The 15459-nt window shown below is 49.3% G+C and carries 13 protein-coding genes and 4 pseudogenes; 8 read left to right on the plus strand and 9 right to left on the minus strand.

Going from position 1 to position 15459, the window contains the following annotated elements; translation table 11 throughout:
• Positions 1 to 97: 97 nt before the first annotated feature.
• The gene (locus tag ABF86_RS04705) at positions 98 to 3493 is read left to right on the plus strand and encodes an adenylate/guanylate cyclase domain-containing protein (protein ID WP_074684627.1); all 3396 of its coding nucleotides are present in this window, start codon (positions 98 to 100) and stop codon (positions 3491 to 3493) included.
• A gap of 330 nt (positions 3494 to 3823) precedes the next feature.
• Entirely contained in the window at positions 3824 to 4780 is a 957-nt protein-coding gene (locus tag ABF86_RS04710) for an SDR family oxidoreductase (RefSeq protein WP_074684626.1), read from the plus strand.
• 13 nt (positions 4781 to 4793) lie between these two features.
• On the opposite strand, the gene ABF86_RS04715 is transcribed toward ABF86_RS04710, so the two are convergent.
• On the minus strand, positions 4794 to 5552 hold the full coding sequence (locus ABF86_RS04715; protein WP_074684625.1) for a glycosyltransferase: 759 nt from the start codon (positions 5550 to 5552) through the stop codon (positions 4794 to 4796).
• Between the two features lie 250 nt (positions 5553 to 5802).
• Between ABF86_RS04715 and ABF86_RS04720 the strand changes: the two genes are divergently transcribed.
• The 3 genes and pseudogenes from ABF86_RS04720 to ABF86_RS04730 form a co-directional block, all read left to right on the plus strand.
• Positions 5803 to 6138, plus strand: coding sequence for a type II toxin-antitoxin system RelE/ParE family toxin (locus ABF86_RS04720; RefSeq protein ID WP_160803472.1), 336 nt, complete (start codon positions 5803 to 5805; stop codon positions 6136 to 6138).
• Entirely contained in the window at positions 6116 to 7135 is a 1020-nt protein-coding gene (locus ABF86_RS04725; RefSeq protein ID WP_160803473.1) for an Rpn family recombination-promoting nuclease/putative transposase, read from the plus strand. Before ABF86_RS04720 ends, ABF86_RS04725 begins: the two co-directional genes overlap by 23 nt.
• 76 nt (positions 7136 to 7211) lie before the next feature.
• Positions 7212 to 7774: pseudogene (locus tag ABF86_RS04730) on the plus strand (transposase); the annotation flags it as partial.
• A gap of 60 nt (positions 7775 to 7834) precedes the next feature.
• Here ABF86_RS04730 and ABF86_RS04735 read toward each other — a convergent pair.
• From ABF86_RS04735 to ABF86_RS04745, 3 genes and pseudogenes are all read right to left on the minus strand, one after another.
• Positions 7835 to 8068 (minus strand): annotated as a pseudogene (locus ABF86_RS04735) (transposase); the annotation flags it as partial.
• An 81-nt stretch (positions 8069 to 8149) separates the two neighbouring features.
• A complete protein-coding gene (locus ABF86_RS04740) occupies positions 8150 to 8515 on the minus strand; it encodes a nucleotidyltransferase domain-containing protein (RefSeq protein ID WP_011633305.1) in 366 nt (121 codons plus the stop codon).
• Between the two features lies 1 nt (position 8516).
• Positions 8517 to 8930: a nucleotidyltransferase substrate binding protein gene (locus ABF86_RS04745; RefSeq protein WP_011633304.1), complete on the minus strand. Its 414-nt coding sequence runs from the start codon at positions 8928 to 8930 to the stop codon at positions 8517 to 8519.
• A gap of 616 nt (positions 8931 to 9546) precedes the next feature.
• On the opposite strand from ABF86_RS04745, the pseudogene ABF86_RS04750 reads away from it, so the two are divergent.
• Positions 9547 to 10291 (plus strand): annotated as a pseudogene (locus tag ABF86_RS04750) (transposase); the annotation flags it as partial.
• A 41-nt stretch (positions 10292 to 10332) separates the two neighbouring features.
• On the opposite strand, the gene ABF86_RS04755 reads toward ABF86_RS04750, so the two are convergent.
• The 3 genes from ABF86_RS04755 to ABF86_RS04765 form a co-directional block, all read right to left on the minus strand.
• Entirely contained in the window at positions 10333 to 10752 is a 420-nt protein-coding gene (locus tag ABF86_RS04755; RefSeq protein ID WP_204987559.1) for a hypothetical protein, read from the minus strand.
• Positions 10753 to 10944: 192 nt separating this feature from the next.
• Positions 10945 to 11976 carry a PDDEXK nuclease domain-containing protein gene (locus tag ABF86_RS04760; RefSeq protein ID WP_074684619.1) on the minus strand — a complete coding sequence of 344 codons (1032 nt, stop codon included), beginning with the start codon at positions 11974 to 11976 and terminating at the stop codon, positions 10945 to 10947.
• 163 nt (positions 11977 to 12139) lie between these two features.
• The gene (locus ABF86_RS04765) at positions 12140 to 12517 is read right to left on the minus strand and encodes a hypothetical protein (RefSeq protein WP_204987560.1); all 378 of its coding nucleotides are present in this window, start codon (positions 12515 to 12517) and stop codon (positions 12140 to 12142) included.
• A gap of 135 nt (positions 12518 to 12652) precedes the next feature.
• Here ABF86_RS04765 and ABF86_RS04770 point away from each other — a divergent pair.
• A pseudogene (locus ABF86_RS04770) lies at positions 12653 to 12976 on the plus strand (type II toxin-antitoxin system RelE/ParE family toxin).
• Positions 12977 to 12988: 12 nt separating this feature from the next.
• Positions 12989 to 13306, plus strand: coding sequence for a HigA family addiction module antitoxin (locus tag ABF86_RS04775; RefSeq protein WP_011633300.1), 318 nt, complete (start codon positions 12989 to 12991; stop codon positions 13304 to 13306).
• A gap of 366 nt (positions 13307 to 13672) precedes the next feature.
• Here ABF86_RS04775 and ABF86_RS04780 read toward each other — a convergent pair whose 3' ends face one another.
• The gene (locus ABF86_RS04780; RefSeq protein ID WP_074684618.1) at positions 13673 to 14617 is read right to left on the minus strand and encodes a glycosyltransferase family 2 protein; all 945 of its coding nucleotides are present in this window, start codon (positions 14615 to 14617) and stop codon (positions 13673 to 13675) included.
• A gap of 21 nt (positions 14618 to 14638) precedes the next feature.
• Positions 14639 to 15427: a 3'(2'),5'-bisphosphate nucleotidase CysQ gene (gene cysQ / locus ABF86_RS04785; RefSeq protein ID WP_074684667.1), complete on the minus strand. Its 789-nt coding sequence runs from the start codon at positions 15425 to 15427 to the stop codon at positions 14639 to 14641.
• Positions 15428 to 15459: the final 32 nt, after the last annotated feature.

Raw genomic sequence — 15459 nt, forward strand, 5'->3', positions numbered from 1 at the left:
CAATTAAAGGATTGCGATCCGCAACGAGTAACTTCCCGCGCTTAACTCAGTTAATCCTGTCCATGGCAGGCCGGAATATCTACCATCGACTTTGTTCATGACGAATGATCACATATCAGAATGGCTGGATAACCTTGGCCTAGGTATATATCGCGAGTCGTTTCAGCAAAATGCGATCACCTGGGATGTCCTGCCCGAGCTGAATGAGGGCGATCTGGAGGCGCTGGGTGTTTTGCTGGGACATCGGAAAAAAATCTTGCGCGCGATCACTCAATTGTCGCAAAACGCTGAGGTTATGGATTCGAGGCCTATGCCCGCTGACGTCATTCAGGAGGAGCAGCTATTCCGTCCAGAACGGGATCAAGCAGAACGTCGACAGTTGACGGTGATGTTTTGTGATCTTGTGGATTCGACAGCACTGTCCTGCCGATTGGACCCTGAAGACCTCCAGGATGTGATCCGACGGTTCTTGGACGCCTGTAGCCAAGCAATTGACCGGCTCAATGGCTATATCGCAAAATACATGGGCGATGGGATGCTGGTTTATTTCGGGTACCCCCATGCCTATGAAAATGATGCGGAACGAGCGGTCCATGCTGGACTGGCTATTCTGGATACAGTGGGGGAACTTAATCGAGACAACCCCCATTTACAGTTTGATATTGCTGCACGAATCGGGGTCGCTACTGGTCAAGTCGTAGTCGGCGAGCTAATAGGACAGGATCTTGCCAAGGAACGGTCAGTGTTTGGTGAAACCCCAAATCTCGCCGCCCGCCTCCAGACGCTGGCAAAACCCAATCAATTGATCATTGATCCAGCGACGAAACGGCTTGTCGGAAATGAATTCGAATTTCTGGATCTCGGCTCCTTTTCGCTGAAAGGGTTCGACACACCTGTCCAAGCTTGGCAGGTTCTGAGTACCAGGCTGTCGGTCAGCCGGTTTGAGTCCTATCGATCCAGCCACTTAGCCAAATTTGTAGGCAGAGAACAGGAGATCTCACTCCTGTTGGGTCGCTGGCGCGAGGCCATCAGCGGCGAAGGACAAGTCGTGCTCCTATCCGGTGAGGCCGGCATCGGAAAATCGAGAATCGTCTGTAGTTTATGTGAGCGCCTCAAAGATGAACGGTATCAGACGATTCAGTTTCAATGTTCACCCTACCATACCAATACGGCACTCTATCCGGCCATCAATTTTCTGCGGCAAACAGCGGGACTCGCAAGTCATGACAGTGCCCAGGCACAACTGAACAAGCTCGACGCCCTGGCTATCGAAGGCAGAATCGATAGCCAGGAAACGGTTTCATTGCTGGCAGATCTGCTCTCGATCCAGGGAGATCATCGGTATCCGCTTCTCAATGTGCCATCCGAAAAACGCAAAGACATGACGCTGGAAGCACTTGTGCACTATCTACAAAGGCTGGCCGATCGTTGTCCACTGTTGTTCACGGTGGAAGACGCCCATTGGCTTGATCCAACAACGCAGGAACTCATGACGCGAATCATTGGCCGCATTCGGCAGATGCGTGTGTTGTTGTTGATCACAACTCGCCCCAACTTCAAGCCGTTGTGGTCGGAATATAGCTATGTGACGTCCCTGACGCTCAACCGACTTCCACGTCGGCATAGCGCTGAACTCATTGCGGCGATAACAGGAGGAAAAGTGCTTCCGCCCGAGGTGCAGCAGGCTATTCTGGCCAAGGCCGATGGCATACCCCTCTATATTGAAACATTGACGGAAAATGTGCTTGGATCTGGGCTCCTGATCGAGGACAACAATTCATTTACTCTGAAGGGCCCACTAAAGGGATTGCCCATTCCAGACAGTCTGCAGGCGTTGCTCATGGAGCGGGTGGATCGGTTAGGGTCAGCCAGAGAAATTGTGCAAACCGGTGCGGCAATAGGGCGCGAATTTACCTACGAGCTGTTGCGAGCCACTGTCGAAGTGCCGGACAGCGAGTTAAGGAATGCACTCGACCTGTTCGTTGCTTCCGGGCTCGTTCTTCAAGAGGGCAAGATACCTCTTGCGACATACTACTTCAAGCATGCACTCGTCCAGGAAGCGGCCTACAGCATGTTACCCAAGAAACCTCGGCGCATACTTCATGCTCGCATTGCCAAAACCCTGGAGAGCCGGTTCCCAGAGCGGGTAAACATGGAACCGGAACTCTTGGCTTATCACTTGGAACAGGCAGGGCTGACTGGTCCGGCAGTTGATTATTGGCATCGCGCGGCCCGTAGAGATGCGAAACAATCAGCCAATATCGAATCGCTTAATCATTTTAACAGAGCACTGGATTTGCTAAAGGAACTGCCGCAAGACCCGGAGCGAAATACCCTGGAGTTGGAACTCCTGCTTGCACGCGGAGGCCCATTGCTGGCCGTCAAAGGATATGCGTCCGACGAAATGGAACATAATTATCGAAGAGCGAAGGATTTGTTGTCGGAGCAAAGCAGTTCCGTGGACCAATTTCGAGTTATTCGGGGATTGTGGGTCGTTCTTATGCTCAGAGGGCACCTCGTCCGTGCGCGCGGCCTGGCTGAAGATCTCTTGGCACTGGCTCACCGTGAGCAAATAGCAGAACTGCTGATTGAAGCTCACCATGCCTTGGGTGCAATCAACTTATTTTCTGGCCGGTTTGACGAAGCCAGAACCCATCTGTCCGCCGCAAAATCCCTTGACGTTCCGGATGAACACCGCTCACAGGTCTTTTTCTACGGACAAGATTCAGGAATAAGCGCGAGGATTCTGCTGGCCAGGACGTTATGGATATTAGGTGAGATTGAGCAAGCCGAAACGTTGGCATTGGAGGCGATAGGTATGGCGAGGGCGCTGGAGCACCCATTCACTCGTGTTTTTACGCTCATTTTTCTTGCCTGGATCTATGCCGGCGCCCGCAATGCGAAGAGAACGCTGGAGCTCACCGATGAGGCAATTACGGTTTCAACACAATACTCATTTGAATTGGGGTTGGCGTGGGCGACAGCCTCTCAGGGTTGGGCATTGGCCGAAATTGGACGGGAGGAAGGCCTCGTCAAATTAATTAATGGGATTGCTGCTACCCGGGCCACAGGTGCGATTACCAACAATACGTCTACATTGGCGTTACTGGCAGAAATCTATTTACGCAGAAATAGAATTGACGAAGGATTGGTCGCCATTGAGGAGGCACAGAAACTTGCTGTTACTGGAGGAGAATTGTTTTGGCAAGCGGAGTTGTTTCGATTGAAAGGCGAACTGTTGCTCGGGCAATCCGAGCAAACAGTCCAAGAAGCAGAGGAGTGTTTGTGTGAAGCCTTAAAGATCGCGCAGGATCAGTATGCAAAAATATTTGAACTTCGGGCCGCCACGAGCCTAGCTAAACTTTGGAGAAAACTCAACAAAGCAGACGATGCCAAACGCATCTTAAACGCGGTGTACTCCAGATTCAATGAACGCGTAGACAACCTCGACTTGATTGAAGCGAAAACAGTCCTTGAACAGCTGGGTGCGTGAAATCGCTGCTGTTGTAATCGGGATTTGAAGTTCAACGATACGAGCCTGTATAGCAAGATAGATCATCATTCTACAATTATGCCTTTTTGAAGCGTTTGCGATCATTGCGATTTTGCCAGCAACGCGGCTCATGGAGGATCCGCGCAGAGGCCTCTTAACTGTAGCTTATCGCGAACAACATTTGATCGATTTCAAAGACTTTGCCACCCAGATTTTCTAATATGCCTACCAACAAATATCAGAAAATTGACAGACAAAATCATCCTGGTTATGAATGTAATTGTGCCCGTTCATTGTTGTGCGCACAGATACTACGCCAAGAGACATGAAATGAACATCTTGCTGACTGGATCCAGCGGTTTTGTAGGCGGTACCATCTGGCAGACACTGCGTCAGCGAAAGGTAACGGTACGGCCTGTATTTCGCACGTCAGTCTCAGCGTTGACAGCAGGGTGTCCGGTTGATGAAGCAGTAATCGTACCCACATTGGATGCGGCCACCGACTGGACGCAAGCCCTGGCAGGAGTGGATGTGATAGTCCATTGCGCTGCCCGCGTCCATGTAATGCAAGATAACGCGACTGATCCACTCACGGAATATCGCCGCGTGAACGTGGATGGTACGCTGCGCCTGGCGCAGCAGGCTGCCGCTGCCGGAATGCGGCGTTTTGTGTTTATCAGCTCAATTAAGGTCAACGGCGAAGGCACGCAGCCGGGGCGACCCTATTCAGCAGATGACACGCCTGCGCCAGAAGATGCTTATGGCATTTCCAAGGCCGAGGCCGAAGCGGGTTTGCACAAACTGGCTCAGGAGATGGGCATGGAGCTGGTCATCATTCGTCCCGTGTTGGTTTATGGCCCTGGCGTCAAGGGTAATTTTCTGACCATGCTGCGTTGGGTGCGGCGTGGTTTTCCTCTGCCGTTGGGTGCGGTGGTGAAAAATCGTCGTAGTCTGGTGGCGCTGGACAATCTGGTGGATCTTATCTGCACCTGCGTGAATCACCCAAACGCAGCCAATCAGACTTTTCTGGTAAGCGATGGAGAAGATCTATCCACTGCCGATTTATTGCAGCGGCTGGGCCAAGCGATGGGCAAAAAAGTACACTTACTTGCCATACCGGTGTGGCTGCTACACCTGGCGGCGCGCTTGCTGAGTAAAGGTGCAATAGCGCAGCGTTTGCTAGGTTCGTTGCAGGTGGATATCAGTAAAACCCGCACCCTGCTCGGGTGGCAGCCGCCGTTATCAGTAGACGAAGGCTTGAAAAAGCTGGTGGAGCACCAGGGATGATCTTGCCATGTGCTTACTCTGCAGAATTTGCCAACGTCCTTGGTAAACGCCACCAATGCTTCCAGAGATACCGCAACATGCTGACCATGTGCCACCTCATGTAGCGCAAACTTCTCCGGCTGGCCCGTTGCGCATCGTGAATTACCCGGACCTTTGGACATGCCAGGACTGACCGCCCAGATTTCCACAAGCGCGCACAGATATCCACATCCTCGTAGTACAGAAAATACTTCTCGTCAAAACCAGCAATCGCACGGAAATCTCCTGCGCGAAACAGCATGAACATTCCACCCACCCAGTCTGCTCTGAACGTCACATCCTCGGCAGCGAAGATATATCGGCCATCACCACATCCGAAAAATTTGATGGCTAGAGAAAAAGGGGTGGGAAATCGCCGAACACTGTCCTCGACCCCACCATTCGGCGTGATCACCATCGGTGCGATCACTGCGGCGGATAACCGAGTAATCTCCTCAAGCAAAACTGGAAACAGATTCTCAACCAGACGGATATCGGGATTCAGAACACAGAACCATTCTCCCTTTGCTTGCTGGAAAGCAGCATTATGATTCGCACCAAATCCCCGGGGCGCAGTATTTCTCAACACACTGATCGGATAGGGAAAATCATCAGGTTCAAATAAAATTTCTTCGGGGATATTGAGGGTAATCAACACCTCGGCGATCATAGACATATCCAGCCTGGCTAAATCCTTGAGTAATTCCTCAACCAGAGCTGATTGACCGTGACTAACAACAGAAATCGTGATCATGCAACGGCACTGCCAAAGGCGCTTGCATAGTATAACCAGCCACAGGGTAATATTTCCTGTAAAAGCCTGTTGATACAAACCCGCAAGTCGGTTCCATAATGAAGCATCCTGAAATCGGGAAGATTCATCATGTCATAGATGTCGCGATTTTCCAGGGGAAATTTTCCATGCAGATTTGACAATACTATCCTTTCGGTTGGCAGATCATTTTTGCTTTGACATGGAGTCGATTGCTATCCAATATCGGTCCATGAGAACCAGTTTCAAGCATCCGTTCGCCCAGTATGTCAATAAAGCTAACAGGCCGCTGCAACTGGCAATTGAAGATAAGGTAGAAATGATATGCGAAACACCAGAAATTGGCGAGCTCAAAGCGAGGGATCTGGCCGATGTTCGGGCTTACAAGTCCCGGTTCAACCAGCAAGAGTATCCAATAGCTTATCGATCGCCGGCCAGAAACATACCTATTGAATTTATGATCATCGACTTCTATCAAATCGGTACGTACGAGAACTTTTACGACAAACTGAAACAGTATTTGCGACACGATAAAAATCTGAGAGATGAATCACGATCACGGATATAAACTGCTATTTTCCCACGCTGAAATGGTGGCAGACTTGCTGCGCGGCTTTGTTAAAGAAGACTGGGTTAATGAACTCGACTTTTCCACACTGGAGAAAATCAACGGTAGCTATATCAGCGATGATTTGAGAGAACGTCAGGATGACATCATCTGGCGCTTGCGCCGTAAGCAAGGCAAGCAAGACGAATGGCTGTACGTTTATTTATTGCTGGAATTTCAATCTACCGTGGACTGGTTCATGGCGGTGCGAATCATGACTTACATCGGCCTGCTGTATCAGGACCTCATCCGCAGTGAATCCATTAAAACGGGGGAACAGCTACCACCAGTACTACCGGTAGTTTTGTACAATGGAGACAACCGCTGGCAGGCACCGGCAAACATAACTGAGCTGATTTTCCCTGCGCCTGGCGGACTGGATCGTTACCGGCCACAGCTCAACTACCTGCTGCTGGATGAAGGACGTTACCATGAACACGAACTGGCAGCATTGCGTAACCTGACAGCCGCTTTGTTCCGACTGGAGAACAGCCGCACCCCAGAAGATGTCCAACAAGTGTTACAGGCATTAATCACTTGGCTGCACACCCCGGAACAAGACAGCCTGCGACGCGCATTTACTGTCTGGCTGAAACGGGTATTCTTACCAGGCAGAATGCCAAAAATCAGCTTCGATGAAATTCATGATTTACAGGAGGTACACAGCATGCTTTCAGAACGCGTCAAAGATTGGACCAAAGACTGGAAACAGCAGGGAATTGAAGAAGGAAAGCAGATAGGTATTCAGGAAGGGCGGCAGATTGGTATTCAGGAGGGGCGGCAGGAAGGAAGATTGGAAGGTGAAGCAAAATTTTTCCTGAGGTTACTGGAGCGAAAATTTGGTCCAGCAGATGAAATTATCCAGACCCGTATCAAATCTGCAGATTCACAAACCCTGCTGTACTGGGGTGAGCGGATTCTGACAGCACAGACCATTGAAGAAATATTTGAAGAATAATGGAGCCTGTAAAATATCTTGTGTAAGTGCCCGAGCCTTCATCCCCGTGAAGGAATTTTCCATGACTACTGACACAATGAATGAACTCGACCTGAACCAGTGGCAAGCCCATATTGGCTGCTTGGCGAAAAATATCAAATCTGAAGCAGATCTGGGTAGCCTGACCCAGCAGCTAGTTAAAATGACCGTGGAAGCAGCCCTTGGAGCCGAGCTGGACGAGCATCTGTTATGCCAGGCATGATCCTGCCGGGCGTGGTTCAGGCAACCGCCGCAACGGTACATTATCCAAGCACAACTGAAGGGCGCTCATGGCAAGGTTGGTATTGAGGTGCCCCGTGATTGGGCTGGTACTTTTCAGCCACAGATCGTGCGCAAGGGCCAGACGCGTCTAACGCAGATGGAGATGACCAGATTCTGGCGCTTTACGCCAAGGGCATGAGCACGCGCGACATCGTTGATGCGTTCAGGGAAATGTACGACGCTGATGTGTCGCCTACCCTGGATGCAATTTACCCGATCGTTTATCTGGACTGTATTGTGCTGAAAATCCGGCAGAACAACCGGGTTATCAACAAGTCGATGTACCTTGCACTTGGCATCAATAGGGAGGGCCATAAAGAGCTGTTGGGCATGTGGCTAACATCAATCATCAGCCATTCATATCAGAATCATCAATCAGGATTTCCAGCAGCTTTTTCAAATATCTTTGTCACGCCAGCGGATAAAACGACGATGTGTATTGCTCCAGTTCCCGTAGTCTGGCGGCAAATCCTGCCATGGAGCTCCTGTTCGTATAATCCAGAAAACAGCATTAATAAACTGTTGATTATCTCTGGCTACTCCATCCCATGCTCTTTCGCGTCCTGGTAAATGCTCCTCAAATAACACCCATGCCTTATCCGAGATATCATGTCTGCGATGCGATTGTGTTATATGAAGTCCTTTTAAAGGATAAAAGGATTTCATATTTTCAATCTCACGACTACACTATTTAGGCTACAACACAATTAAGAATCATGCCAGATGTACCTTGATACCGGATGCGCTGCGCTGATCCGGCCTGCGGGGAGTGACTTGGATATAAAAGGGGATACCGATTCTTTGAATATGCTCAATCAGGTCTGGATTATCTATCTTATGAAATAATGATAAATCCACCATCCAGGGCAACAACAGATCGTCTATCTGGTTTTCTATGGCCAGCAGAGTTGTCAGGTCTAGCTGTTCACCCTGGATGCTTAAGTCTATATCAGAACCCGGGCGGTAATTGCCTTTGGCGCGCGATCCATAAAGAATTACGCTGTCGATTTGTGGATATTGACTAAAAATATGGCATAACCTGGTAATAGCAGCTTGAGGCAGACCAAATTTTTTCGGCATTTCACGCGCTCCTGGTTTGCATATCTGCTTCAAATTTTGCAAAAAGCAGGTGGTAGCTACTCAGAATTTTCTCACAGATTTCATTAGCTACCGCTTCATTGTAAGTATGTGATGTTTGGTTGCGACTTTTGATCATCTCCATCCAACCCTCACCGTCGGTGATAAGCCCGGCTTTAAAAGCCTGGCGTATAGCATCGCGTGAACCGGTTATTTCTGGATTACCCTGATAAATAAAGTAATCTTTCATTACATTCCACGCCAGCTCAAAAACAAACTCGAAGGACTGAATCAGCCCCTGTTTTTCCAATTCGGATAATTCCCGGGTAGCTGCCAGTTCCACCGCACTCACCAAGCGTTGGCGCGCTTTTTGATAGTTAGCCAGGCGCTGGAGCCAGCGTACGTCTTGAGTGGGCATAAGAAATTTACTTAATAAGAAAAATGGGGACAGGCCACGGTTCTCACCGTTTAGTCAAACAACCCCTCCTAACTCTGGCGCTATCACCTTCCGAGGTCACCCGGATTTTCCCGGGGTCACCCGTCGCCTCAAAGTGGCCACAATCTCTTCACCAAAGCGCCACTATCCAAGACAAAATTACCACTCTTAGTAGAAAACTTGGTCTGTCCCCTATTTTACTATTTTATGCGCCCTAATTTTCCCAATTATGATTACTGCAACACTGACACTTTGCAACCACAGGCCACTGAACAAAATAAACCCCATACGCTACAGTTGTTTGCACCTGGGCATGGTGAGCAGTTTATTTTTAACGCGTAAAAAACCGAACTCTTTTCCGGGTGCCGATATAAGCCCTGGAGTGCCCGGCCAAGCGCAGGTCAGATCACACTGTTGTGTTCAAAACGCTGTTGCCAAGGGTTTCATACAAGTCCTTTACCAGGGGAGGATACCTACTGGTTTGATGTCTCCAAGCTGCGAGGTATGATCATTTCTGGTGTATGCCAGTAGAGGGAAAAGCGGTGTAATCTGCTGGTAAAGATCTCAGCAGACCAACCAATAAAAAGAAAAACACCGCATGACAGATAGTAATATTTTAAAGCCGAACAAACCAGAGCAAAATGATCCATTGCAGGAAGTACTTCGAGAAGGCGCACGTAGAATGCTGGCTGCAGTTATTGAAGCGGAAGTATCCACTTTTATCGAGCAGCACGCCACTTTAAAAACTGGCGAAGGTAAGATGATATTAGCCAGAAATGGCTATTTGCCTGCACGTTCGATACAAACGGGACTTGGAGACATTGCAGTCAAAGTTCCGAAAGTTTGAGATCGCTCCAAGTTGGGTAAACAGTCTGATATCACCGTATTTGAAGCGCACCCGGAACATTGAGGAGTTTTTGCCCTGGTTATATCTGAGAGGAATTTCAACGGGAGATTTTTCCGAAGCGCTGAAACATCTATTCGGGCCAGAAGCAACGGGATTATCGGCAGCCATGATCAGCCGCCTGAAACAGGACTAGGAGCAGGATTATCAAAACTGGACGCGTCGTGATCTGAGTGGCAAACGGTAGGTTTATGTCTGGGCTGATGGAATCTACAGCACTGTACGAATGGATGACCGATTATGTCTTTTGGTGATTATCGGTTCTGATGAGACCGGGCGTAAAGAATTGCTGGCATTGTCCGATGGCTATCGCGAGTCAGAAGCCAGTTGGACGGAAGTACTCATGGATTTGAAACAGCGCGGTCGCAAAGATGCACCAAAATTAGCTGTCAGCGATGGTGCCCTGGGATTCTGGAAAGCTGTAGCCAAATGCTGGCCGGCATCTTTGTTTTTGCTAAATACTTAACTAAAGCTGATTGACTATGATTGATAACAGAAATCATGATCATGCAGCGGCACTGCTAAAGGCGCTTGCATAGCGTGGCCAGCCACAGGGTAATAATTTCCTGCAAAAGTCTGGCGATAAAGTCTCGCGCAGTACAAACCTGCAAGCCGGTTCCAGAATGAAGCATTACGAAAGCGGGAAAATTCGTCATAGATGGAACGATTTTCCAGGGTCAGTTTTTCACGTAAACCTGACAGTGTTTCGATATTCCGTGTATTCCACCGTCGATGCATCCCAGACAGCATCAGGCCAAAGCGCCTGAGCCTGGCAATAAATCCATCATTTTCTCCGATCAGGTTGGCAGCATGCTGGCGATAGCGCAGGCTTGGAGCAGAATCGTAAATCACAACACCTCCACAACCGCTGACCACCATATACAAAAACCAGTCATGCACCACAGGTCAATCCATGACAAACCTGCTCCCTCCACTCTTTTCCTCTTTTCCTCTTTTACACAAAACACGCTTATTCCAGGCAGGCATAAAAGCGTAGGGTGACGGGATAAATCAGCGTTTCTCCAAGTTGGCATTAATCTGTAATGTCGTTTGACGCTAATATCGTAACGCAATACTATGTACTCATGACGATCACTCCTCACCCTCCAGCTCTCTTTCAATATCCTCAATGCGCGGCAAGTCAGTTTCCAGCTCTTTTGGTAAAGCCTGCACCAATTGATACTCAGCCACACCGATGGGCTTGTTCATATCGCGCAACGCATATTCAGCTACCACCTTGTCCCGGCTTTTGCACAGCAGCAGACCCAGGCTGGGATTATCGGTGGGATGCCTGAGTTGGCTGTCCACCGCGCTGAGATAGAAATTTAGCTTGCCTGCGTATTCAGGTTGAAATTCGCCTGCTTTCAGTTCCACCACAACATAGCAACGCAGCTTGAGGTGATAGAACAACAGGTCGATGTAGAAATCCTTATCGCCCACCTCCACATGCACCTGCCGCCCGACAAAAGCGAAACCTGCTCCCAGCTCCATCAAAAACCGGGTGACATGCTTGACCAGAGCATCTTCGATGGCACGTTCCTGCGTCTCCTTGCCCAATCCGAGAAAATCTAGTCGATACGGATCTCTCAATGATTCACGCGCCAGATCGGACTGCGGCTGGGGCAGGCACTGGCTGAAATTAGTGATAGCAGCCCCTGTGCGTTGACGCAAATCAGATTCAATCTGCATCACCAGCACATTGCGTGACCAAGCATTCTCAATGGCTTGGGCGGCATACCATTGGCGCTCTTCGGCCGTCTGAAGCTTGTCCAGCAGGGCCACCTGGTGATACCACGGCAATTGTGCAAGCACCCCTTGCACAAATTCCCCGTCTGGCCAGGCCTGCGCGAATGCGCGCATGTATTTGAGGTTGCGTGGGGAGAAGCCCTTCATATCCGGGAAGGCGTTGCGCAGGTCACGAGCCAGTGCCTCCACGACCTTGCTTCCCCAGCCTTGGCTGGCCTGACGCTCCAGAATGCCTTGCCCGATCTGCCAATACAGCAAGACAAGCTCACGGTTGACCGCGAGAGTGGCACGTTGCTGCGCAGCATGGATGCGCTGCTTGAGTTCTGCCAGCCAGTCAGCATACCCGGCAGGCACAGCATTCAGTCTGTATTGACTCATAGTCGTCCCCTCAGATGCTCTTCACTTCAGTACCCGGGTTCATTAAACCATGCCACTCTGCAGTCTTTGCGAACCCTGCAAAGGTGAAGCAATGCAGAAATAACCAGAGACAACACTAACAGATATGCAATTGCCGGTTTCTGTCATCGTTATAACAGCACTGCTAAAGACGCTTGAATAGCGCAGCCAGCCACAAGGTGGCATTTCCTGCAAAAGTCTGGCGATAAAGTCTCGCGCAGTACAAACCTGCAAGCCGGTTCCAGAATGAAGCATTACGAAAGTGAGCAAATTCATCATAAACATAACGATTCTCCGGGGTCAGTTTTTCACGTAAACCTGACAGTGCTTCGATATTCCGTGTATTCCACCGTCGATGTCTCCCGGATAGCACCAAACTCAAGCGCCTGAGCCTGGCAATAAAACCACCATTTGCCCCAATCAAGTTGGCAGCATGCTGGCGATAGCGCAAGCTGGGAACGGGATCATAAATCACAACACCTCCACAACCGCTGACTACCATATACAAAAACCAGTCATGCACCACAGGTCAATCCATGACAAACCTGCCCCCTCCACTCTTTTCCTCTTTTACACAAAACACGCTTATTCCAGGCAGGCATAAAAGCGTAGGGTGACGGGATAAATCAGCGTTTCTCCAAGTTGGCGTTAATCTGTAATGTCGTTTGACGCTAATATCGTAACGCAATACTATGTACTCATGACGATCAAGACATTTCGATGCGTGGATACTGAAACCCTATTCAAGTTGGGGCGAGTTGCACGATTTGTCAACATTGAGCGTCCAGCGTTACGCAAGCTCAAGTAACTTGATTTGGCACGGTGCATTGAGGATATACGCGTGCCGCCCGCGAATCGGCTGGAAATATTGAAAGGCGACCGTGCCGGGCAGCACAGTATCCGCATCAACGACCAGTGGCGTGTGTGCTTCCGCTGGACAGGCACGGATGCAGAAGATGTTGAGATTGTGGATTACCACTGATGGAGATTAACCATGAATAATAAATTAACGCCGGTTTCCCCCGGCGAGATGCTGGCAGATGAATTCTTGATTCCGCTGGGTATGAGCAATTACCGGCTGGCAAAGGAAATCGGCGTATCAGCGCAGCGCATCGGTGAAATCGTAGCGGGTAAGCGTGCCATTACCGCAGATACAGATTTGCGCTTATGCCGATTTTTTGGTCTGTCAGACGGATGGTGGTTGCGCCTACAAGTGGACTACGATATCGAGATGGCGCGCGGTGCGCTGGAAGAAACATTGGCAAAGATCAGGCCGTGGGCAAATACCCAAGAGCATGAGACACCGGCCTGATCATTGTTTCCAGTGGATGGTTTCAGCCACCACAAAAGTAAGAATACCGGGTCCCAAGAGCATCTATGTCGGCGTGATTCGATACAAGATTCCCACTCGGATGATGCGAGAGCATTCAAAGCTTTAGAATCATTTTTCTGGATTACTTCCTGCCTTACTTCGCCTGCAGTCGCAAGATGGTTATTTTTGCAATTACAGAGTCTCTTCGCTGTCTTTGCGAACCCTGCAAAGGTGAAGCAATCCAGAAAAATGTCAGCAACCCGGCACAGCGGAGTGATGACTGGCACCTTTGTTTCTGCTATCAATGCTCAACCAAAGTGATTGGCCATAATTGACAACAAAGATTGTAATCATGCAACAGCACTATTAAAGACGTTTGAATAGCGCAGCCAGCCACAAAGTGACATTTCCTGCAAGAGTCTGTCGATAAATCCCGGTACGATACAAGCCCACCAATCGGTTCCATAATGAAGCATTACGGAAACGGGAAAATTCATCATAAATGTAACGATTTTCCGGGGTCAGTTTTTCACGTAAACCTGACAGTGCTTCGATATTCCGTGTATTCCACCGTCGATGCATCCCAGACAGCATCAGGCCAAAGCGCCTAAGCCTGGCAATAAATTCATCATTTGCTCCGATTAGGTTAGCGGCATGCTGGCGATAGCACAAGCTGGGAACAGGATCGTAAATCACAACACCGCCACAACCACTGACTACCATATACAAAAACCAGTCATGTACAACAGAATTAGCATCCGGCCCTGCTTCCAGCATGAGTTTTCTGGCCGCATGGTTGAACACCATGGTATTACCGCCCGCTATATTTTGCACAAGTGCGTTACGAAAACCGGGAGCATGTTTGAATAAGGGTGACAAGCCTGTTTCATTATTTCGCTCATCCACTAATTTTGTCCGGGAGCAATAAAGTGCCGGGGTTTCACAAGAAATATCGGACAACACCTTAACAGCACGCAAAAGCTTGTCTTCATGCCAGATATCATCCTGATCAGACAGCGCATAGTAATCCGCCTTGATCAATCCATTACAAATCAGCGACAGGAAATTCTGACAAAACCCATTTCTTGGCCCCTGAATAACACGCAGCCGATCCGTTTTTGCCTCGAAGGCGCGCAAAATATCCCGCGTGGAATCTTGCGAACCGTCATCCGATACATATAAATACCAATTCTTGTATTTCTGGTTTTCGATGGAATCAAGTTGAGCCTGCAAGTAATGTGCACCATTGTATGTGCACATCAGAACGGCTACTTGTTGATCAAGCAAACCACTCAATTCGTCCCCAGCCATCCCTGAACTGTCCACAGCCAATCAAACAGGAATCAATGCAACATCGCGCACGGCAATGAATGCCGGATTCAGTACGCCTGATTTGCCGTAACGCAATGCTCGCCCATCTAGGTCGATCACCTTGCCACCCGCTCCCTCCAGAATAGCCTGAGCAGCTGCGGTATCCCATTCGCTGGTTGGTGCAAGGCGCGGATAAATATCTGCCATGCCTTCTGCCACGCGACAAAATTTCAAGGAACTGCCAACCTGTAACAATAGCACTTCTCCCAGGCGATCTATAAACGCCTGCGTTCCGGCATCGAGATGGCTTCTGCTCGCTACCACACGGCAAATATCTTCAGGCTCTCCCGAACTCACGCAAATCGTCTGGGTACCTGATTCCGTTCTTCTAAATGCTCCCAAACCTGGACCACCCCAATACATACAATCCATAGCAGGCGCGTATACAGCGCCGAGTACACTGCGGCCTTCTTCAATCAAAGCGATGTTCACGGTAAATTCGCCATTGTGGTTAATAAATTCCCGAGTGCCATCAAGCGGATCAATCAACCAAAAACGATTTTTATCATCCCGATATTGATGGGATGTCTTATCTTCCTCCGATACGACCGGGCAGCCCGCTATCAGTAACTTCAAGCGTTGCACCAACCCATCATGCGCTGCCAGATCAGCTCGGGTAACCGGACTTTGATCAGCCTTCTGCTGAAAATCAATCTCCCCGGCCCGGTATACTGCCATGATAGCGTCACCTGCCGCCTGAATAATCGGCAACAATTCTGTCAGCAAGGCGGTAAGATCAATTTTTTGCATAATGAAATTATATTTCGTAACCAACCACATCA

Origin of the sequence: Nitrosomonas sp. GH22 (genome assembly GCF_009833115.1) — a bacterium.
Classification (GTDB): domain Bacteria; phylum Pseudomonadota; class Gammaproteobacteria; order Burkholderiales; family Nitrosomonadaceae; genus Nitrosomonas; species Nitrosomonas eutropha.